The organism is Burkholderia puraquae (assembly GCF_002099195.1).
GTDB lineage: Bacteria > Pseudomonadota > Gammaproteobacteria > Burkholderiales > Burkholderiaceae > Burkholderia > Burkholderia puraquae.
This window is the reverse complement of record NZ_NBYX01000004.1, coordinates 1-19,527: the sequence shown is the minus strand read 5'-3', so window position 1 is coordinate 19,527 and position 19,527 is coordinate 1. Positions and strand designations below refer to the sequence as shown.

The following is a 19,527-nucleotide window of genomic DNA, read 5'->3' as shown; positions in this document are numbered from 1 at the left end:
CCCAACCACCCCGAATCCGTTGTCCGGCAGCCCGCCGGCCCGCTCTGCCCCAGCGCCCGTTGTTTGGTAACGCCGCTCTAGCACGCTATGACACACTGCACGGCATCGACGCTCGCGCCGTGCAGTGCTGTGGCGCGCGCCGCCGTCGATCACGACAAGACTTGGAGACAGACGATGCGGAATGCGGTCCGGCGCGGCCATCGCTCGCCTTTGGCAATTTTCGACTGGATTTCCGGCCCGCCACGCGCGGCCCGCTCCCTCTCGCCCGCGACATCCCGTGTATTCGGCTGCGGCGCGCTGGCGCTCGCGCTGCTGTGTGCCGGTTGCGCGGAATCGTCCGCGCAGCGTGACGGCAACACGTCGGTCGCATCGACGAAGATCGAACGCACCAAAGCCGAACGCCTCGCCCGCGAGCAGCAAGTCGCACGCACCGTGCCGTCGCTTGCATCGATCAGCCTCACGCAACCGCGCCCGTTCACGCTGCGGGACTCGGGCCAGAACGGTGCGATGACGTTCCTGCGCGACGTCGATTTCCGCATCGTCAACAACCTCGGCTTCTTCATCCACCAGTTGTCAGCGACGCTCGTGCCGACGCAGGCCGGCGCGCCGATCGTATTCGACGATCCGACGAGTTTCGAGATCGACGTACATGAAGGTACGGTCACGCTCGACAACGCGAAGCTGACCGCCCTCTTCAATACCTACATCTTCGGCTACCGCAACGCGCCGCTGCGCAAGCTCGCCGTGTCCGCCGGCGACGGCGTGATCCACCTGCAAGGCGAAATGCAGCGCGATGGCTGGGTGCCGTTCTCGCTGACCGGCACGCTCGCGATCCGCGATGGCAGCCAGCTCGTGTTCCATCCGACGGGCGTGCGCGTATCGGGCATCAACGCGCAGCCGGTGATGCGTGCGGCCAACGTGAAGATGGCCGACCTGCTGAAAGTCCAGACGCCGATCGCGCAGCTCGCCGGCGACGATCTCGTGATGTCGGTCGACAAACTGATGCCGCCGCCGCGCCTGAAGCTCACGATCACCGCGCTGCGCGTGACGCCGGCCGGCCTCGACCTGAAGCTCGACGACGGCACGCGTGCCGGCTTCGCGATGCCCGCGAACGCACCGCAGCAGGCGATGTACATTCGCGGCGGCGACGTGAAGTTCATGCGCTCGATGCCGATGAACGCGGACATCCTGATCGGCCCGGTCGATCCGGCGAAGCGCGACCAGACCTTCGTGTTCGACCTGTATCACTATCGCGACCAGGTCTCGGCCGGCTACTTCAATTTCGACGAAAGCGGTGCGATGGCGATCCGGATGCCTTCGTACGCGGGCCCGGCCAGCGGTGCGCTGCTCGGCAACGCGGCCGCGCGCCTGAACGACAGCTTCCTCGCCGCACAGCAGAATGCGCTGCGCGACATACGCCAGCACTGGGAAGCCTACGCACTCGTGGCGAACACCGCCCACCCCGGCATGCAGAAGGTCGCGATGCGGCGCACGTCGACCACGCCGTTCAACGAACGGCACGTGTCGAACCGCAATCCGACGATCCACCTGCGCAACGTCGACTTCAACCTGTCCGGGGATATCGGCTTTCACGTCGAGGATCTCGACGTGGAACTCGTATCGAAGCGGCCCGGTGACCCCGTCGATCTCGACGATCCGAACCAGTACGACATTCGCATTCTCGGCGGCACGGTCGTCGAGTCGTGGAAGGCGATGTCCGCGCTCTTCAACAACTATCTGCTGGACTACTCGCCGCGCTCGCTCAACGAACTGCAACTGAGCGCGGACGGCACGAACCTGCGCGTCCAGGGCGGCATCAAGCTATGGAACCACGTGCCGGGCGTCTGGCTGCCGACCGACATGAAGGGCTCGCTGTCCGTGCTCGACGACCGGCACCTCGCGTTCACGCCGTCCCAGGTGTCGGTGCTCGGCATTCCGCAGGCGAAGCTGCTGCGTTCGCTCGGCATCGAGCTCGCTTCGCTGACGCCGTTGCAGCGGCGCGGCGCGGAACTGCGCGGCGACACACTCGTGCTCGATCAGTACACCGTGTTCCCGCCGCCCGTGCTGAACGGCAAGCTCGGACAGGCAAGCGTCGAGCGCGACGGGCTGCGCCTCACGTTCAGGCGCGCGGCGGGTACACCTGCGCCGCAGCGGCCGCAGATCGATGCGCCGAGCTACATGTGGATGGAAGGCGGCGACATGAAGATGTTCAACGTGCTCGAACTGAACGTGCGCGCGCTGATCCGGAATTCGGCCGAGTCCGGCCCGATGCGTTTCGACCTGTACGGCTACCGTAGCCAGGTCGCGCAAGGCTCGGTGCGGATGCTGCCGGACGGCACGCTGGTCGTCGACATGGGGCAAAAGAATCCGCTCGCATCGCGTTGACGTGCATGCACGACGCACATGAAAAAAGCCCGGTGGCACGTTGCCAACCGGGCTTTTCATCTCATCCTTCACGCTTCGCGTTCAGTCGTGCTTCAGTCCGTCGATCACGTCGAGCAGCGCCTGGCGCAATGCAGTCAGGTCGACGGTCGCGCCCGGCCTGCCCGGCGCGCGTGCATCGGCGGCCTGCGCCTCCGGCTCGACGGGTGCCGCCGCAGCCCGCTCGCCGCCCGGCGAATCGAGCCGGTTGCGCGCGCCGTTGATCGTGAATCCCTGCTCGTACAGCAACTCGCGAATCCGCCGGATCAGCAGCACTTCATGGTGCTGGTAATACCGGCGATTGCCACGCCGCTTCACCGGCCGCAGCTGAGTAAATTCCTGTTCCCAATAGCGCAGCACATGCGGCTTGACCCCGCACAGTTCGCTGACTTCACCGATCGTGAAGTAGCGCTTCGCGGGAATCGGAGGCAAGACGACTTTCTCAACCGTAGTGGTCATCGTCGGTTAACCGTCGGTAATGGGTGCGCGGCGGCCGCGCGGGGACGTCAGCGCGCGGGACTTACTCCGTGCCGTTTTCGACCAGCGCCTTCAGTTTCTGGCTCGCGTGGAAGGTTACCACCCGGCGGGCCGCGATCGGAATCGCCTCGCCCGTCTTCGGATTGCGGCCCGGACGCTGCGGCTTGTCGCGCAACTGGAAATTGCCGAACCCCGACAACTTGACGCTTTCGCCATTTTCGAGCGCGTCGCGGATCACCTCGAAAAACGCCTCGACCATGTCCTTCGCTTCACGCTTGTTCAGCCCGACGCTGTCGAACAGCAGCTCCGCCAGCTCCGCCTTCGTCAGCGTGGGCGTCTCGGTGGACGCCGGCGCCGAAGCGTCGCGGTTCATGGCGCTGCGTTGCGCCGTCAGGAGGGCTTCGAATTCACTCGAGGTCATGTCGTTCATATCTGCCATACAGCGCGTTAAATCAAAACTTACGATCGGAAAAGGCCGCCCGCAAGCGGGCGGACCCCCTCCTTAGCCGCGCAGGCGCGCACCGGCACGAGCCATCCGCTCGACCAGCGTCTGGATCGCCTGATCGACGACCTCGTCCTGTAGCGTGCCAGCCGCGTCCTGCAGCGTCACGCGGAAGGCAAGGCTCTTCTCGTGCGCGGCAAGACCACCGGAAGTATTTGATTTTGCACGAAATTCGTCGAAGAGTACAACCTTCTGAACGAATCGGCAGGCCTCTTCGGCAAGCGCCTTCTTCATTTCGTCGAAAAGTGCCTGAACCTCGACCGCCTGATCGACGACAACGGCGATATCGCGACGAACCGGCGGGAATTTCGACACGTCGGTCGGCGCGGGCAACGCACGCGCAATCAGCGCGTCCGCATCGACCTCGAACATCACCGGCGCGTGCGGCAGCTCGTACTTCTGCATCAGGCGCGGGTGCAGTTCGCCGATCCAGCCAACCGCACGGCCATCGACTTCGATACGCGCGCTGCGGCCCGGATGGAGGGCCGGATGCTCTGCCTTCACGAAGCGTGCGGCCGCAGGCGCGAGCAGCGCTTCGAGATCGCCCTTCACGTCGAAGAAATCGACCGCGCGAGTCGCCACGCCCCACTGTTCGTCGAGCGCCGGACCATAGGCAAGCGCGCCGACGCGCTTCGGTTGCACGTAGCCCTCGACCGTCAGCTCACCGGCCTTCGCCGCCGCATCGGCTAAGAACACGCGGCCGGCCTCGAACACGCGCACGCGATCCGCGCGGCGGTTCAGGTTGTGGCGCAGCACGGAAATCAGGCTGCCGAACAGCGTCGTGCGCATCACCGACAGCTGGCTCGCGATCGGGTTCAGCAGGCGGATCGGATGATCGTTGCCTGCGAAATCCTGCTCCCACTCCGCATCGACGAAGCTGAAGTTGACCGTTTCCGCGTAGTCGCGCGCGGCGAGCGCGTGACGGATATCGTGGATCGAGCGTCGCGTCTCGTTGGTCGCGCGCATTTCGCTCGTCGCGACCGGCGGACGCGCCGGAATCTTTTCGAAGCCGTAGATGCGCGCCACTTCCTCGATCAGGTCTTCCTCGATCTCGATGTCGAAGCGATGCGACGGCGGCGTGACGAGGAACGCATCGTCTTCACGCTCGAACGGCAGGGCGAGGCGCGTGAAGATGCTGGCGATCTCGTCGGCACCGATCTGCACGCCGATGATGCGGTTCGCGCGCGACACGCGCATCTTCACCGGCGCGCGCTGCGGCAGGTTCACGGACTGATCGTCGACCGGGCCGGCCTTGCCGCCGCAGATCTCGAGAATCAGTTGCGTAATGCGCTCGACGTGCTCGACGGTCGTCGCGTAATCGACGCCGCGCTCGAAGCGATGGGCCGCATCGGTCGAGAAGTTGTACTTGCGCGCACGGCCACGGATGCTGTCCGGCCACCAGAACGCGGCTTCCAGGTAGATGTTGGTCGTGTCGAGCGTGACGGCCGTGCTGTCGCCGCCCATGATGCCGGCCAGGCTTTCGACCTGTCGGTCGTCCGAAATCACGCCGACCGTTTCGTCGAGTTCGACCGTGTTGCCATTGAGCAGCTTCAGCGATTCGCCGCGCTTGCCCCAGCGCACCTCGATACCGCCGTGGATCTTGTCGAGATCGAACACGTGCGACGGGCGGCCGAGCTCGAACATCACGTAGTTCGAGATGTCGACGAGCGCCGACACGCTGCGCTGGCCGGAACGTTCGAGGCGCTCGACCATCCATTGCGGCGTCTTCGCATGCGCGTTCACACCGCGGATCACGCGACCCGAGAAACGACCGCACAGATCGGGCGCGGCAATGCGCACCGGCAGCGTCTCGTCGAGTTCGACGCGCACCGGACGGATGTCGGCCGGCGTCAGCGGCGCGCCGGTGATCGCGGCCGTCTCGCGTGCGATACCGAACACGGACAGGCAGTCAGCCTTGTTCGGCGTCAGCTTGATTTCGAAGATCGTGTCGTCGAGATTGAGCGTCTCGCGGATGTCCTGGCCGACCGGCGTATCTTCCGGCAGCACCAGCAGGCCGCTGTGATCCTCGGACAGCTTCAGCTCGCGCGCCGAGCACAGCATCCCCTGGCTCTCCACGCCGCGCAGCTTCGACAGCTTGATCGCGAACGGCTTGCCGCCCTCTTCTGCCGGCGGCAGTTCCGCGCCGACCAGCGCGACCGGTACCTTGATGCCGGGCGCGACGTTCGGTGCGCCGCAGACGATGTTCAGCGTCGCGCCGGTGCCGGCGTCGACCTGGCAGACATTGAGCTTGTCCGCATCCGGATGCTTGACGACTTCGAGCACGCGGCCGACGACGATCTTCGACGTCGGCGGCGCAGCCTTGCTCAGCGATTCGACTTCGAGCCCCGCCATCGTCAGCGCGTGCGACAGTTCGTCGGTCGTCAGCTGCGGGTCGACAAAGGTTCTCAACCAGGATTCAGGGAATTGCATGGATGTCTACGTTCGAAACAGGTTAGATCGACGCCCGGGCCCCGTCGGATCGTCCGTCGGGGCGTGCACGGGCACAGGTCGGCGCGGCGCGCGGCGTTACGCGAACTGGCGCAGGAAACGCAGGTCGTTCTCGAAGAACAGCCGGAGATCCTGGACGCCGTAGCGCAGCATCGTCAGGCGCTCGAGGCCGCTGCCGAACGCGAAGCCGATGTAGCGCTCGGGATCGAGGCCCATGTTGCGAATCACGGTAGGGTGCACCTGCCCCGAACCGGAGATCTCGAGCCACTTGCCGGCGTTCTTGCCTTGCTCGAACATCATGTCGATCTCGGCCGATGGTTCCGTGAACGGGAAATACGACGGACGGAAGCGCACGAGGATGTCGTCGCGCTCGAAGAATTTTTTCAGGAAGTCGGTATAGACGCCCTTGAGATCGGCAAAGCTGATGTTTTCGTCGATCCACAGCCCCTCGACCTGATTGAACATCGGCGAGTGGGTCGCATCGCTGTCGACGCGATACGTACGGCCCGGCGCGATCACCTTAATCGGCGGGCGGTTCATGCGCGCGTAACGCACCTGCATCGGGCTCGTGTGCGTGCGCAGCAGCAACTGACGGCCGTCGGCATCCTTGCCTTCGACGTAGAAGGTGTCCTGCATCGAACGCGCCGGATGGTTCTCCGGGCTGTTCAGCGACGTGAAGTTGTACCAGTCGGTCTCGATTTCGGGGCCGTCTGCCACATCGAAGCCGATCGAGCCGAAGATCTGTTCGACACGCTCCCACGTGCGCATCACGGGGTGCAGGCTGCCTGCACCGGCGCCGCGGCCCGGCAACGTCACGTCGATCGACTCGGCGGCGAGGCGCTGGTTCAGCAACGCGTCGGCCAGTGCCTGACGGCGTGCGGTCAGCGCGGCTTCAACCTGCTGCTTCGCGACGTTGATGCGGGCGCCTTCGGTCTTGCGTGCTTCGGGATCGAGCTTGCCGAGGCCCTTCAGCAACTCGGTCAGCGCACCCGACTTGCCGAGAAATCGTGCTTTCTCGTTTTCGAGCGTGGTGATGTCGGCAGCCTGTTCAAAGGACTGCTGCGCGTCGGCGACAATCTGGTCCAGATCCATAGATCCCATCATTTCCAACGTCATTCGGTCTTGGCGAGCGAAATCGCACACCAAACAAAAAAGGGGCTCGGAAGAGCCCCGTTTTCGCTGCAGCGGCCGAAACTACCGGAACATCGCTGCAACTAACCACGCAGTGCTAATTTCGCAATTAGGCTGCAACGGCGGCTTTCACCTGCTTGACGATCGCAGCAAAAGCAGCCTTGTCGAACACCGCCATGTCGGCCAGCACCTTACGGTCGAGTTCGATCGACGCCTTCTTCAGGCCGTTGATGAACACGCTGTAGGTCATGTCGTGCTGGCGAACTGCCGCGTTGATACGCGTGATCCACAGTGCGCGGAACACACGCTTCTTGTTGCGGCGATCGCGGTACGCGTACTGACCAGCGCGCATCACCGCCTGCTTGGCGATGCGGTAGACGTTATTGCGGCGGCCGCGATAACCCTTGGCCAGGTTGATGATCTTCTTGTGGCGGGCCCGTGCGGTTACCCCACGTTTGACTCGAGGCATGTTTCTCTCCTTGGAGTATCGATTGAGGGGTTACGCGAACGGGAGCATCGCGCGGACGGAGTTCAGATCGGAATCATGAACTGCCGTTGCGCCGCGCAGATGGCGCTTGTTCTTCGTGGTTTTCTTGGTCAGGATGTGGCGCTTGAAGGCTTGACCGCGCTTGACGGTACCGCCCGGACGCACCACGAAGCGCTTTGCAGCGCTCTTCTTGGTCTTCATCTTAGGCATGACGAACAACTCCAGTTTATTAGATGGCGATGGGTGTGCGGTTGGCTTGCGCCCTTGACCCGCCCTTCGAAACCCAGTCCACTTGTGTACGGCGAACCGCTTGCGCAGCCGCCGTCATTGTTGGCACGCCGCCCTGACCGGGCAGCGCACCGAACCACTGCGAACCTGCGCGCGAAGCGCGCGGGCCCGTTACTTCTTTTTCTTCGGCGAGAGCACCATGATCATCTGGCGCCCTTCCATCTTCGGCATCTGCTCAACCTGGCCGACTTCCTCGAGATCCGTGCGCAGACGCTCCAGCATCCGCATACCGATTTCCTGGTGAGCCATTTCCCGGCCGCGGAAACGCAACGTGATCTTCGTCTTGTCGCCTTCTTCGAGGAAGCGCACGAGATTGCGAAGCTTGACGTTGTAATCCCCGTCATCGGTACCCGGGCGGAATTTGACTTCCTTGACCTGGATGACCTTCTGCTTCAGCTTCGCTTCGTGCTGCTTCTTCGATTCCTGGTACTTGAACTTGCCGTAATCCATCAGACGGCAAACCGGGGGAACCGCTTGCGGCGCGATTTCCACCAGGTCAACATCCAGTTCTTCCGATTTACGGAAAGCATCAGCGAGTTTTACGATACCGAGCGGTTCGTTCTCGATCCCGACCAGACGCACTTCCGGCGCAGTGATTTCACCGTTGATGCGATGCGACGACTTATCAGTAGCGATGTTACGTTTCCTCTAAAAATTAAAAAAACGAGCCGCGCTGCCAGGGCGGTTACTTGAACGAGCGCAGGTCTTCCTGCAGACGCTCAACGAAGGCTTCGACCGGCATCACGCCAAGATCGACGCCGCCACGGGCACGCACGGCTACCGTTTGCGCATCACGCTCCTTATCACCCACGACGAGGAGATAAGGCACCTTTTCCAGCGTGTGCTCGCGTATTTTATAGCTAATCTTCTCATTGCGCAAATCGGCCGTCACTCTAACCCCTTGTTTTTGCAACGATTGGGTCAGAGATTGTGCATATTCGGCCTGACTTTCGGCGATATTGAGCACAACTGCCTGGAACGGCGCGAGCCAGGCCGGCATCGCACCGGCGTGGTGCTCGATCAAAATGCCGAGAAAACGCTCCATCGAACCGACGATCGCACGGTGCAGCATCACCGGCCGGCGGCGACTGCTGTCGTCCGCGACATACTCGGCGCCGAGGCGCTCCGGCAGCACCATGTCGAGCTGCAGCGTGCCGCACTGCCACGAACGGCCGAGCGCATCCTTGATGTGGTACTCGATCTTCGGGCCGTAGAACGCGCCTTCACCCGGCAACTCTTCCCACGTGAGGCCGCAGGCCGTCAGCGCGTCGCGCAGGCCCTGCTCGGCGCGATCCCACGTTTCGTCCGTGCCCGCGCGCTGCTCGGGGCGCAACGACAGCTTGATGTCGATGTGATCGAAACCGAAGTCCTTGTACACGCTCATTGCCAGCGTGTTGAACGCGATCGATTCCGAGATGAACTGGTCTTCCGTACAGAAGATGTGTGCATCGTCCTGCACGAAGCCACGCACGCGCATCAGGCCATGCAGCGCGCCCGATGCCTCGTTGCGGTGGCACGAACCGAATTCCGCATAACGCAGCGGCAGGTCGCGGTACGAGCGCAGGCCGTGCTTGAACACCTGAACGTGGCCCGGGCAGTTCATCGGCTTGATCGCGTAGTCGCGCTTCTCCGACTCCGTCGTGAACATGTTCTCGCGGTAGTTCTGCCAGTGGCCCGACGCCTCCCACAGCGAGCGGTCCATGATCATCGGCGTCTTGATCTCGAGGTAGCCGGCTTCGTTCACGCGGCGGCGCATGTACTGCTCGACCTGCTGCCACAGCGCCCAGCCCTTCGGATGCCAGAACACCATGCCCGGCGACTCTTCCTGCATGTGGAACAGGTCGAGCTGCTTGCCGAGCTTGCGGTGGTCGCGCTTTTCCGCTTCTTCGAGCATGTGCAGGTATTGATCCTGGTCTTCCTTCTTCGTCCAGGCCGTACCGTAGATGCGCTGCAGTTGCTCGTTCTTCGAATCGCCGCGCCAGTACGCGCCCGCGACCTTCATCAGCTTGAAGACCTTCATCTTGCCGGTGGACGGCACGTGCGGGCCGCGGCACAGATCGGTGAAGCCGCCGTGCGAGTACAGCTTGATTTCGTCGCTTTGCGGAATCGATTCGATGATCTCGGCCTTGTACTTCTCGCCGATACTGCGGAAGTAACCGGCCGCCTCGTCGCGCGACACGACGCGACGCGTCACGGGCTCGTCCTTCTTCGCGAGCTCCTGCATGCGCTTTTCGATCTTTTCCAGATCTTCCGGCGTAAACGGACGGTTGTACGAGAAGTCGTAATAGAAGCCGTTGTCGATCACCGGGCCGATCGTCACCTGCGCGTCCGGGTACAGATCCTTCACCGCATACGCGAGCAAGTGCGCGGTCGAGTGACGGATGATATCGAGGCCGTCGGCATCCTTGTCCGTGATGATCGCGAGCGACGCGTCACGGTCGATCACCGTGGACGTGTCAACGAGCTCGCCATCGAGCTTGCCACCAAGCGCAGCCTTCGCAAGGCCGGGACCGATCGAGGCCGCAACCTCGGCAACTGTCACCGGATGCTCGTATTGTCGAACTGAGCCGTCAGGCAAGCGTATCGAAACCATAGCAATCTCCGTGATGCCGACAGTGGGCGGCAGACCAGGTACGCGATATAAAAATCACGCAGGAAAATTTCGCGACAAAAAAAATGCGGCCCCGCTTTCGAGGGGCCGCATTCGATACTTCACTCAAACTGAAAGGGCGAAAGGGTTCCTCGACTAGCGTCGCTCCGAAAAGGTTTCGGTCAACGTTCGCGGTGTCATAACCGTATTCGCCTTGTTCGCGTTGAGTTATTACTGCATCGAACACCCGGAGACCGGGCATTCTCAATTCGTTGGTAGGCTCGATTGGACTCGAACCAACGACCCCCACCATGTCAAGGTGGTGCTCTAACCAGCTGAGCTACGAGCCTAGAGAAGCTAAGATTATATGGAGCCGTTACCCGCTTGGCAAGTATTTTTATGCGACCGCAGCAAAATAACGGCGTTCCAACCCCACATCATGCCTTCCGCCCCGCCCGCACGACGCCCTGCACCTCGCCAAGCAACGTGCATGCGCGCTGCACCTGCGCCGAGTTCGACACCTCGACCGTGAACTGCATGAATGCCGCGTTGCGGCGGCTCTGCGTCTTCACGCCCACCACGTTGATCTTCTCGCGCGCGAACACTTCGGAGATGTCGCGCAGCAACCCCTGACGGTCGCTCGCCTCGATCATCAGGTCGACCGGGTAGACAGACGCGCCGCGCCCGCCGAGCACGTCGGCCGACCAGGTCGTCTGCAGCACGCGCTCCGGCGCACGCTCGACCATCCGGCGGAACGTCGGGCAATCGGTGCGGTGGATCGACATCCCCTTGCCGCGCGTGACGAAACCGCTGATCGGATCGGGCGGCGCCGGACGGCAGCAGCGCGCGAGCTGGGTCAGCAGCGCGTCGACGCCCACCACCAGCACGCCGGTCGACGCGCCGTGCGCCACGCTCGCGCCGCTGCTGCGCTTCTCGAAATCCGCAGGTGCTTCGGGCGCCGGCTCGGGCGGCGGCGCATCGGACAGCGCGTGCTCGACATTGCGCAGGCTGAACTCTTCCTTGCCGACGACCGAGAACAGCTCCTCGGGCGACTTGAAGCCAAGCTTCGCGGCGAGATTGTCCAGGTTGACCGACGTCTTGCCCTCGCGTTGCAGCGTCTTTTCGACAAGCGCGCGGCCGTGCGAGACGTTTTCTTCCTGCTCGATCGAGTTGAACCACGCACGCACCTTCTGACGCGCGCGCGGGCTCTTCATATAGCCGAGCTGCTGGTTCAGCCAGTCACGCGACGGCCCGCCCTCCTTCACCGCGACGATCTCGACCGTCTGGCCGTTTGCGAGCGGCGTATTGAGCGGCACCATCGCGCCATCGACACGCGCGCCACGGCAGCGATGGCCAAGTTCGCTGTGCAGGTGATACGCGAAATCGACCGGCGTCGCGCCCTGCGGCAACGCGATCACGCGCGCCTGCGGCGTCAGCACGTAGATGTGGTCGTCGTCGAGCGACGTCTCGCGCAATTGCGCCCACGCCTTGTCGCCCGACTTTTCCGCGCCGTCCTCGACGTCGTCCTTCCACGCGAGCAGCTGGCGCAGCCACGCGATCTTCTCGTCGTACTTGTCGCTCGCCGAAAACTGGCCGCCATAGCCGCGCGCGCCGGCCTCCTTGTAGCGCCAGTGCGCGGCGACGCCATACTCGGCGAAACGGTGCATCTCCTGCGTGCGGATCTGCACCTCGAACGCACGGCCGTCGTCGCCGATCACGACCGTATGCAGCGACTTGTAGCCGTTCGGCTTCGGCCGCGAGATGTAGTCGTCGAATTCCTTCGGCACCGGCTGCCACAGGTGATGCACGATGCCGAGCACCGCGTAGCAATCCTTGATGTCCGGCACGATCACGCGAAATGCGCGCACGTCGTACAGCTCGGAAAAATCGAGCTCCTTGCCGCGCATCTTGCGCCAGATGCTGTAGATATGCTTCGGCCGGCCGCTCACGTCGGCCTGGATGTTCGCGTCCGCCAGCTCCTGCTGCAACCGATCGATCGCCTGCGTGACGTACGCTTCGCGCTCGATGCGCTTCTCGTCGAGCAGCTTCGCGATCCGCTTGTAGGTAACGGGATCCTCGAAACGGAACGCGAGATCCTCGAGCTCCCACTTCAGTTGCCAGATACCGAGACGGTTCGCGAGCGGTGCATAGATCTCGAGCGTCTCGCGCGCGACGTCGGGCGGCGGGTCGATCTTCGCAGCCGCGTAGTAGCGCAGCGACTGCAAGCGCGACGCGAGCCGGATCAGCACCACGCGGATGTCCTGCGCGAACGCAAGCAGCATCTTGCGCAGCGCCTCGATCTGCGTACGCCGCTCTTCCGCCGCGTCGCGCCCCACGTCGGGCACCGCGTTCTGCGCGGCACGCAGGCTGACCGTACCGAGCCGCAACAGCTTGCGCACGTCGGACACGAGCCGCGCCACTTCGTCGCCGAAACGCTCGGTGAGTTCGCGCGCGGGGTCACTCAGGTGCGGCGTCAGCACGAACAGCGCGGCCGCCTGCATCGCGGGCGGATCGACGTTCAGCGTGCGCATGATCGACGCCGTGCCCGCCGAGTGATCGGCGAGCAGTTCGCCCGACGACAGACGCACGTCGCCGGCCCGTTCGCGCACGAACGCGAGCACGTCGTCGAACGACGGCGCCGCGACGGGGGAAGCGGAAACGGACTCGGTCATTGCTCGGCCTGGCGGAACACGGTCATCGTCGGATTACGCTCAGTTCAGCTCCGCTGCGCGGCGACGACCACGATTTCGACAAGCAGCGCGGGATCCGCGAGCTTCGCTTCGACGGTCGCACGCGGCGGCGTGTTGCCCTGCGCGACCCATGCATCCCACTCCGCATTCATGCCTTCGAAGTTCGCCAGATCCGAGATGTAGATCTGCACCGACAGCAGATGCGCCTTGTCGCTGTTCGCTTCGGCAAGCAGGCGGTCGATGTGGCCGAGCACTTCGCGCGTCTGCCCCTTGATGTCCTGCGTGGTGTCTTCGGCGATCTGGCCGGCCAGATACACGGTACCGTTGTGGATCGCGGTTTCGGAGAGACGGGCCCCGACGTGGTGACGAATGACTGCCATGAAATGTTCCGGTCGTGAATGGGTGAGAATCGAACGGCGGCACGGCCCGCGTGCCGCCGAACCGCATATTATGACGCGTTTATGCGCCGCCTTCGACGAAAAACCGCCGCGCGAGCGCAATCTGGCCGGCGTCGATGAACGCCGGCGCATGGCCCGCCCCTGGAATCTCGGCGTGCGTCACATGCCGGCCGCGCCGCACCATGTCGGCCACCGTCTCGCGCGACAGCAGGTCGGACGTCTCGCCACGCACGACGAGCAGCGAGGCGTTCGTCGTCTCGATGGCGTGCCACAGCGCAGCTTCGCCGAGCGCGGCCAGCTCGGGCGTCGTCGCCTTGAACGGTTCGGCGATGCGCGGATCGTAGCGGATCGTCCAGCCACCTTCGGGCAGCTCGCGCAGCAGCGGCCCGTTGATCTCGCGCCACTCGTCGGCGGTCAGCGCACCGAACGGCAGCGACAGCGACGTCAGATAGTCGATGCCTTCCTGCCTGGTTGCAAAGCGCGGCTGCACGCCGAGATATTCGCCGATGCGCGTGAGCGAATCGGGCTCGATGCGCGGGCCGACGTCGTTGACGATCATCCGGCGCAGCGGCGAACCGGGCAGCCCCGCGAGCGCCATGCCGATCAGCCCGCCCATCGACGTGCCGAACCAGTCGACCGATTCGACGTCGAGCCGTGCGATCAGCGTCACCATGTCGGCCACGTACTGCGGAATCGCATAGAGCCGCGGATCGGCCAGCCAGTCCGATTGGCCGCGTCCGACGACATCGGGGCAGACGACGCGATACGTATCGGACAGCGCAGCGGCAAGCCGGTCGAAATCGCGCCCGGAACGGGTCAGGCCATGCACGCAGACCAGCACGCGCGGGTTGGCGGGATCGCCCCACTCGGTATAGGCAACGTGGTGAAGGCCGGCAGCGCTTGCACACTGCACGCGCCGCTGGCGAGGGACCTGGGGATTCGCTGGATTCGTTGGCATCGTTGGCATCCTGTCGAACGGGGGCGACGCGCGGGGCAACCGCGGGGCAATGCTTGCGACGCCCGATGCAAACGATTGTAAACCGCTTCCGCTGCGCGGGTCCGCTCACCGGGCACCAGCCAATCGGCCTGGCGCACGCAATGACAAACGCCCCGCACGCCGGACGACGGCATGCGGGGCGTCGAAGCCGCGCCGGCGCGCGGAACCTTATGCGACCGCGCTGACGTCGAGCGGCGCGCCCGTCTTTGCCTGGATCTCGTCGGCGCTCACGCCATCTGCGAGCTCAAGGACCTTCAGGCCGGACGGCGTCACTTCGATCACGCCGAGATCGGTGATGATCAGGTCGACCACGCCGACACCCGTCAACGGCAGGTTGCACTCCTCGAGAATCTTGTGCTGGTCGCCCTTCGCGACATGCTCCATCAGCACGACGACGCGCTTCACACCGGCGACGAGATCCATTGCGCCGCCCATCCCCTTGATCATCTTGCCGGGGATCATCCAGTTCGCGAGGTCGCCCTGCTTGCTGACCTGCATCGCGCCGAGGATCGCGAGGTTGATGTGGCCGCCGCGGATCATCGCGAACGAATCGGCCGACGAGAAGATCGACGAGCCCGGCAGCGTCGTGACGGTCTGCTTGCCGGCGTTGATGAGATCGGCGTCGACTTCGTCTTCGGTCGGCGACGGGCCGATGCCGAGCAGGCCGTTCTCCGACTGCAGCCACACCTCGACGCCTTCCGGCACGTGGTTCGCGACGAGCGTCGGCAGGCCGATACCGAGGTTCACGTAGAAGCCGTCCTGAAGTTCCTTCGCCGCGCGCGCGGCCATCTGGTCACGATTCCAGGCCATGTCAGTCTCCTTTCGCGCGTACGACGCGTTGTTCGATGCGTTTTTCGGGCGTCGCGTTCAGCACGATGCGCTGCACGAAAATCCCCGGCGTGTGGATGTGATCCGGATCGAGCTCACCGTTCTCGACGATCTCCTCGACCTCCGCGACGGTGATCTTGCCAGCCATCGCGCACATCGGATTGAAGTTGCGTGCGGTGCGGCGAAAGATCAGGTTGCCAGACTTGTCGGCCTTCCAGGCCTTCACGAGCGCGACATCGGCCGTCAGCGACGGCTCGAGCACGTAGTGGCGATCGCCGAACTGGCGCGTTTCCTTGCCTTCCGCGATCACGGTGCCGTAGCCCGTATTCGTGAAGAACGCGGGGATGCCCGCGCCGCCCGCACGCAGCTTTTCGGCGAGCGTACCCTGCGGCGTGAATTCGAGCTCGAGTTCACCGGCCAGGTACTGGCGCTCGAACTCCTTGTTCTCGCCGACGTACGACGAGATCATCTTCTTGATCTGGCGCGTTTCCAGCAGCAGGCCGAGGCCGAAGCCGTCGACACCCGCGTTGTTGCTGATGCAGGTGATGCCCTTGACGGCCGTATCGCGCAACGCCGCGATCAGCGCTTCCGGAATCCCGCACAGGCCGAAGCCGCCCACCGCGAAGGTCTGTCCGTCGCGGACGATCCCTTCCAGCGCGGCAGCCGCGCTTGGATAGACTTTGTTCATCAGTTGTCCCTTCCTCTATGGAAACCAGCAAAACCGGTTCACGCGCCCAGCTGGGCCGCAAGCCCGCCGCATCATTCTATGCATGCACGGCGATGCCTGCGTCGAGGCGCGCTGTTTTTATGTCGCGGCAAACCGCCACGAGATGCCTGAAAGGGTACGATGCAGCGCGGATGCGGCACAATACGCAAAAATACATAAGCGTTTGCCTCCGCTTGCCTGCGCCATGCCCGCTCTCGATTACCAGACTGCCTTCCACCTCGCGCCGCTCGGCCTCGTCCTGTCGCGCGACCGCGTGATCGAGGACTGCAACGACGCGCTCGCGTCGATCTTCCGCTGCGCGCGGGCCGATCTGATCGGGAAATCGTACGAGGTGCTGTACCCGTCGACGGACGAATTCCAGCGAATCGGCGAACGTATCGCGCGCGTCATGGCCGCGAACGGCATCTACTCGGATGACAGAATCATGAAACGCGCGGACGGCGAGCTGTTCTGGTGCCACGTCACCGGCCGCGCGCTCGACCGCACCGCGCCGCTCGCGGCGGGCGTCTGGACCTTCGAGGATTTGAGCGCAACGCGCCGGGTCGCCGTCGAACTGACCCCGCGCGAGCGCGAAATCGCCGCGCAGCTCGCGACCGGCAAGACCAGCAAGCAGATCGGGCGCGTGCTCGACATCAGCTCGCGCACGGTCGACATCTACCGCGCACGGCTGATGCGCAAGTACGGAACCAACAATACGCCGGAGCTGCTGCAGCGCCTGCTCGGGCAGTGAATGGCTGCGCCCGGATGACAATCGGCCGCGCAAGGCGGCCGATTCGGGAACCAACGGGTATGGCGTGCCGCCGGCGACCTGGCGCCGGCCTCGCCGTATCGACGCTCAGCTGACTTTCGTCGCGAGCGCACGCTCGATCGTGTCGCGCAGCAACTGAGGCAGCGGCACCGACTTGCCGAGCGCATAGTCGACCCACACGCAGCGCGCATTGCCGCGCGCATAGACATGCTGCGGATCGTCGGCGCGCGTCAGCTCGAAACCCGTGTCGAAGCTGCTGCGGCCGGGTTTCGCAGCCGACATCCTCGCGATCACGTCGCCCGGATAGTGCAGCTGCTTGAGAAACTCCATCGACGCCGTGACGATGACAGGCCCCTGCCCCTCGCCGTTGCCGCCGGCGATGCCGAGCTCCTCGAACCACGAGATCCGCGCCTGCTCCATGTAGCGGAAATAGACCGTGTTGTTCACGTGGCCGAACGCGTCCATGTCGCCCCAGCGGATCGGCATCGACATTTCAAAAACGGGGGAATAATCGCTCATTGCAGTCTTCTTTGTTGCTGGACGTCATCCGCTCAGGCGAGGCCGAAGCCATCGTCGGCGGAGATAATCGAGCCATTGATGAACTGCGACTCGTCGGCCGCGAGGAGCAACAACAGCCCGTCGAGATCCTGCGGCTTGCCGACGCGCCGGCGCGGCAGCATCGACTGCAGCTTCTGGCCCTGCTCGGTTTCCCACAGGTAATGATTGATTTCGGTATCGATATAGCCCGGACAGATCGCATTGACGTTGATTCCGTGGCGCCCCCACTCGAGCGCCATCGCGCGCGTCATCTGCACGACCGCGGCCTTGCTCATCGCGTACAGCCCGATCTGCGGAAACACGCGCAGCCCGGCCACCGATGCGATGTTGATGATCCGGCACGGCGGCTTGCCGTTGCCGCTTCCGTTCGCGCGCATGATCATCCGCTTCGCGACTTCCTGCGCGACGAAAAATGCGCCGCGCGTGTTGGTATCGAACACGAACTCGAAATCCGCCGGCGTCACGTCGACGAGCTTCTGCATCGTCGAGACGCCCGAATTGTTCACGAGGATGTCGATCGTGCCGGCTTCCGTCTCCGCATGCGCGACCGCTGCCTTGATGCTCTGGACGTCGGTGACGTCGAGCGACACGACGTGCGCGGCACCGCCCGCCGCCTCGATCTCGGCACGCAGCTCCTTCAGGCGCTCGACGCGACGGCTCGCGAGCACGACCTTCGCGCCGGCCTGTGACAGCACCTGCGCAAAGCGCTGCCCGAGGCCGCTCGACGCACCCGTGACCAACGCAACCTTGCCTTCCAGATTGATCGACCGACCCATTTGCACTTCCCCTTTCGATGTCGTTTCGCCGCCCGGGCAGCATGGCCCGAACGGCATTACCCTAGCACAAAAAATAGAACGATCGTGCTAATCTAGACGCATGCTGTTGCGGCAAGCGTTTCGTTTCGCAGACAATACGCTCCCGAATAAAAGCATTCTAACGGTTAGAGGAACGCCAATGACCCCCGCAAGCCTCATCGAGCAATACGGCCCGCGCGAATCGATGGAATACGACGTCGTGATCGTCGGCGGCGGCCCCGCCGGGCTGTCGGCGGCGATCCGGCTCAAGCAGCTGGCCGCCGAGAAAGGCACCGAGATCGGCGTGTGCGTGCTCGAGAAGGGTTCCGAGATCGGCGCGCACATCCTGTCGGGCGCGGTGATGGACCCGCGCGCGATCAACGAACTGTTCCCCGACTGGAAGGAACGCGGCGCGCCGCTCGATGTCGAGGTGACGGAAGACCGCTTCCTGTTCCTGTCCGAGAAAAGCGCGGTCACCACGCCGAACTGGGCGCTGCCCGCCAACTTCCAGAACCACGGCAACTACGTGATCTCGCTGGGCAACGTCACGCGCTGGCTTGGGGCACAGGCCGAAGCGCTGGGCGTCGAGATCTTCCCGGGCTTCCCGGCTGCCGAGATTCTCTACAACGACGACGGCTCGGTGAAGGGCGTCGCGACCGGCAACATGGGCGTGGGCAAGGACGGCGAGCCGACCGAGAACTTCCAGCTCGGCATGGAGCTGCACGCGAAGTACACGCTGTTCGCCGAAGGCTGCCGTGGCCATCTGGGCCGCCAGCTGATCTCGAAGTTCAAGCTCGACGCGAACGCGGATCCGCAGGCCTACGGAATCGGCATCAAGGAGCTGTGGGAGATCGACCCGGCCAAGCACAAGCCGGGCCTGGTGATCCACACGGCCGGCTGGCCGCTGAAGTCCGATACATACGGCGGCTCGTTCCTGTATCACATGGACAACAACCAGGTCGTGGTCGGCTTCGTGGTGGGCCTCGGCTACACGAACCCGTACCTGTCGCCGTTCGAGGAATTCCAGCGCTACAAGACGCATCCGTCGATTCGCGCATTTCTGGAAGGCGGCAAGCGCGTGTCGTACGGCGCGCGGGCGATCACGGCGGGCGGCCTGCTGTCGCTGCCGAAGACGGTGTTCCCCGGCGGCGCGTTGATCGGCGACGATGCGGGCTTCCTGAACGCGTCGCGGATCAAGGGCAGCCACGCGGCGATCAAGACCGGCATGCTGGCGGCGGACGCCGCGTTCGACGCGGTGCAGGCCGGCCGCCAGAGCGACGAACTCAACGCGTACCCGGACGCCTTCAAGCAATCGTGGCTGTACACGGAGCTGTACCGCGCGCGCAACTTCAAGCAGTGGATGGCCAAGGGGCTGTACCTSGGCACGCTGATGGTCGGGCTCGAGCAGAAGGTGATGGGCGGCAACGTGCCGTGGACGCTGCA

General features: G+C 64.1%; 18 protein-coding genes and 1 tRNA gene. 3 read left to right on the top strand and 16 right to left on the bottom strand.

Features of this window, described 5'->3' with window-relative positions:
• Window positions 1–174 precede the first annotated feature (174 nt).
• Window positions 175–2,385 (top strand): hypothetical protein, encoded by a 2,211-nt coding sequence (locus tag B7G54_RS09450; RefSeq protein WP_085039184.1) that lies wholly within the window; start codon window positions 175–177, stop codon window positions 2,383–2,385.
• Window positions 2,386–2,466: 81 nt separating this feature from the next.
• On the opposite strand, the gene B7G54_RS09445 is transcribed toward B7G54_RS09450, so the two are convergent.
• From B7G54_RS09445 to B7G54_RS09375, 14 genes are all read right to left on the bottom strand, one after another.
• Window positions 2,467–2,880: a MerR family transcriptional regulator gene (locus B7G54_RS09445; RefSeq protein ID WP_085038870.1), complete on the bottom strand. Its 414-nt coding sequence runs from the start codon at window positions 2,878–2,880 to the stop codon at window positions 2,467–2,469.
• A gap of 61 nt (window positions 2,881–2,941) precedes the next feature.
• Complete coding sequence (locus B7G54_RS09440) at window positions 2,942–3,328, bottom strand: integration host factor subunit alpha (RefSeq protein ID WP_046545481.1); 387 nt, start codon at window positions 3,326–3,328, stop codon at window positions 2,942–2,944.
• 72 nt (window positions 3,329–3,400) lie between these two features.
• Entirely contained in the window at window positions 3,401–5,830 is a 2,430-nt protein-coding gene (gene pheT / locus B7G54_RS09435) for a phenylalanine--tRNA ligase subunit beta (protein ID WP_085038869.1), read from the bottom strand.
• A gap of 96 nt (window positions 5,831–5,926) precedes the next feature.
• Window positions 5,927–6,940: a phenylalanine--tRNA ligase subunit alpha gene (pheS, locus tag B7G54_RS09430; protein ID WP_021162419.1), complete on the bottom strand. Its 1,014-nt coding sequence runs from the start codon at window positions 6,938–6,940 to the stop codon at window positions 5,927–5,929.
• A gap of 148 nt (window positions 6,941–7,088) precedes the next feature.
• Window positions 7,089–7,448 carry a 50S ribosomal protein L20 gene (gene rplT / locus B7G54_RS09425; RefSeq protein ID WP_004192938.1) on the bottom strand — a complete coding sequence of 120 codons (360 nt, stop codon included), beginning with the start codon at window positions 7,446–7,448 and terminating at the stop codon, window positions 7,089–7,091.
• Between the two features lie 30 nt (window positions 7,449–7,478).
• Entirely contained in the window at window positions 7,479–7,676 is a 198-nt protein-coding gene (rpmI, locus tag B7G54_RS09420; protein ID WP_004191477.1) for a 50S ribosomal protein L35, read from the bottom strand.
• 189 nt (window positions 7,677–7,865) lie between these two features.
• Window positions 7,866–8,390: a translation initiation factor IF-3 gene (infC, locus tag B7G54_RS09415; protein WP_071734130.1), complete on the bottom strand. Its 525-nt coding sequence runs from the start codon at window positions 8,388–8,390 to the stop codon at window positions 7,866–7,868.
• Between the two features lie 49 nt (window positions 8,391–8,439).
• Window positions 8,440–10,347: a threonine--tRNA ligase gene (gene thrS / locus B7G54_RS09410; RefSeq protein ID WP_085038868.1), complete on the bottom strand. Its 1,908-nt coding sequence runs from the start codon at window positions 10,345–10,347 to the stop codon at window positions 8,440–8,442.
• A gap of 270 nt (window positions 10,348–10,617) precedes the next feature.
• Window positions 10,618–10,694 (bottom strand) — tRNA-Val (locus B7G54_RS09400).
• Window positions 10,695–10,781: 87 nt separating this feature from the next.
• Window positions 10,782–13,016, bottom strand: a complete 2,235-nt coding sequence (locus B7G54_RS09395) for a RelA/SpoT family protein (RefSeq protein WP_085038867.1) — start codon at window positions 13,014–13,016, stop codon at window positions 10,782–10,784.
• Window positions 13,017–13,060: 44 nt separating this feature from the next.
• Window positions 13,061–13,414 (bottom strand): RidA family protein, encoded by a 354-nt coding sequence (locus tag B7G54_RS09390; protein WP_014897238.1) that lies wholly within the window; start codon window positions 13,412–13,414, stop codon window positions 13,061–13,063.
• A gap of 79 nt (window positions 13,415–13,493) precedes the next feature.
• Window positions 13,494–14,390, bottom strand: coding sequence for an alpha/beta fold hydrolase (locus tag B7G54_RS09385; protein ID WP_085038866.1), 897 nt, complete (start codon window positions 14,388–14,390; stop codon window positions 13,494–13,496).
• 207 nt (window positions 14,391–14,597) lie between these two features.
• Complete coding sequence (locus tag B7G54_RS09380) at window positions 14,598–15,239, bottom strand: CoA transferase subunit B (RefSeq protein ID WP_021162427.1); 642 nt, start codon at window positions 15,237–15,239, stop codon at window positions 14,598–14,600.
• Window position 15,240: 1 nt separating this feature from the next.
• Window positions 15,241–15,945 (bottom strand): CoA transferase subunit A, encoded by a 705-nt coding sequence (locus tag B7G54_RS09375; RefSeq protein WP_085038865.1) that lies wholly within the window; start codon window positions 15,943–15,945, stop codon window positions 15,241–15,243.
• 223 nt (window positions 15,946–16,168) lie between these two features.
• On the opposite strand from B7G54_RS09375, the gene B7G54_RS09370 reads away from it, so the two are divergent.
• A complete protein-coding gene (locus B7G54_RS09370; protein ID WP_039371401.1) occupies window positions 16,169–16,714 on the top strand; it encodes a LuxR C-terminal-related transcriptional regulator in 546 nt (181 codons plus the stop codon).
• A 105-nt stretch (window positions 16,715–16,819) separates the two neighbouring features.
• Here the strand turns inward: B7G54_RS09370 and B7G54_RS09365 are convergent, their stop codons facing one another.
• Window positions 16,820–17,251, bottom strand: coding sequence for an acyl-CoA thioesterase (locus tag B7G54_RS09365; protein WP_085038864.1), 432 nt, complete (start codon window positions 17,249–17,251; stop codon window positions 16,820–16,822).
• 32 nt (window positions 17,252–17,283) lie between these two features.
• A complete protein-coding gene (locus B7G54_RS09360; RefSeq protein ID WP_011351770.1) occupies window positions 17,284–18,066 on the bottom strand; it encodes an SDR family oxidoreductase in 783 nt (260 codons plus the stop codon).
• Between the two features lie 178 nt (window positions 18,067–18,244).
• Between B7G54_RS09360 and B7G54_RS09355 the strand changes: the two genes are divergently transcribed.
• The coding region (locus tag B7G54_RS09355; protein WP_085038863.1) for an NAD(P)/FAD-dependent oxidoreductase at window positions 18,245–19,527 on the top strand (1,283 nt) is incomplete at its 3' end.

Bases quoted from the DNA above. Each gene is read 5' to 3' on its own strand.
- B7G54_RS09395 (WP_085038867.1), bottom strand. From the start codon at position 13,016: ATGACCGAGTCCGTTTCCGCTTCCCCCGTCGCGGCGCCGTCGTTCGAC.
- rplT (WP_004192938.1), bottom strand. From the start codon at position 7,448: ATGCCTCGAGTCAAACGTGGGGTAACCGCACGGGCCCGCCACAAGAAG.
- B7G54_RS09365 (WP_085038864.1), bottom strand. From the start codon at position 17,251: ATGAGCGATTATTCCCCCGTTTTTGAAATGTCGATGCCGATCCGCTGG.
- pheS (WP_021162419.1), bottom strand. From the start codon at position 6,940: ATGGATCTGGACCAGATTGTCGCCGACGCGCAGCAGTCCTTTGAACAG.
- B7G54_RS09375 (WP_085038865.1), bottom strand. From the start codon at position 15,945: ATGAACAAAGTCTATCCAAGCGCGGCTGCCGCGCTGGAAGGGATCGTC.
- B7G54_RS09445 (WP_085038870.1), bottom strand. From the start codon at position 2,880: ATGACCACTACGGTTGAGAAAGTCGTCTTGCCTCCGATTCCCGCGAAG.
- B7G54_RS09390 (WP_014897238.1), bottom strand. From the start codon at position 13,414: ATGGCAGTCATTCGTCACCACGTCGGGGCCCGTCTCTCCGAAACCGCG.
- B7G54_RS09440 (WP_046545481.1), bottom strand. From the start codon at position 3,328: ATGAACGACATGACCTCGAGTGAATTCGAAGCCCTCCTGACGGCGCAA.
- rpmI (WP_004191477.1), bottom strand. From the start codon at position 7,676: ATGCCTAAGATGAAGACCAAGAAGAGCGCTGCAAAGCGCTTCGTGGTG.
- thrS (WP_085038868.1), bottom strand. From the start codon at position 10,347: ATGGTTTCGATACGCTTGCCTGACGGCTCAGTTCGACAATACGAGCAT.
- B7G54_RS09385 (WP_085038866.1), bottom strand. From the start codon at position 14,390: ATGCCAACGAATCCAGCGAATCCCCAGGTCCCTCGCCAGCGGCGCGTG.
- pheT (WP_085038869.1), bottom strand. From the start codon at position 5,830: ATGCAATTCCCTGAATCCTGGTTGAGAACCTTTGTCGACCCGCAGCTG.
- B7G54_RS09380 (WP_021162427.1), bottom strand. From the start codon at position 15,239: ATGGCCTGGAATCGTGACCAGATGGCCGCGCGCGCGGCGAAGGAACTT.
- B7G54_RS09360 (WP_011351770.1), bottom strand. From the start codon at position 18,066: ATGGGTCGGTCGATCAATCTGGAAGGCAAGGTTGCGTTGGTCACGGGT.
- B7G54_RS09450 (WP_085039184.1), top strand. From the start codon at position 175: ATGCGGAATGCGGTCCGGCGCGGCCATCGCTCGCCTTTGGCAATTTTC.
- B7G54_RS09370 (WP_039371401.1), top strand. From the start codon at position 16,169: ATGCCCGCTCTCGATTACCAGACTGCCTTCCACCTCGCGCCGCTCGGC.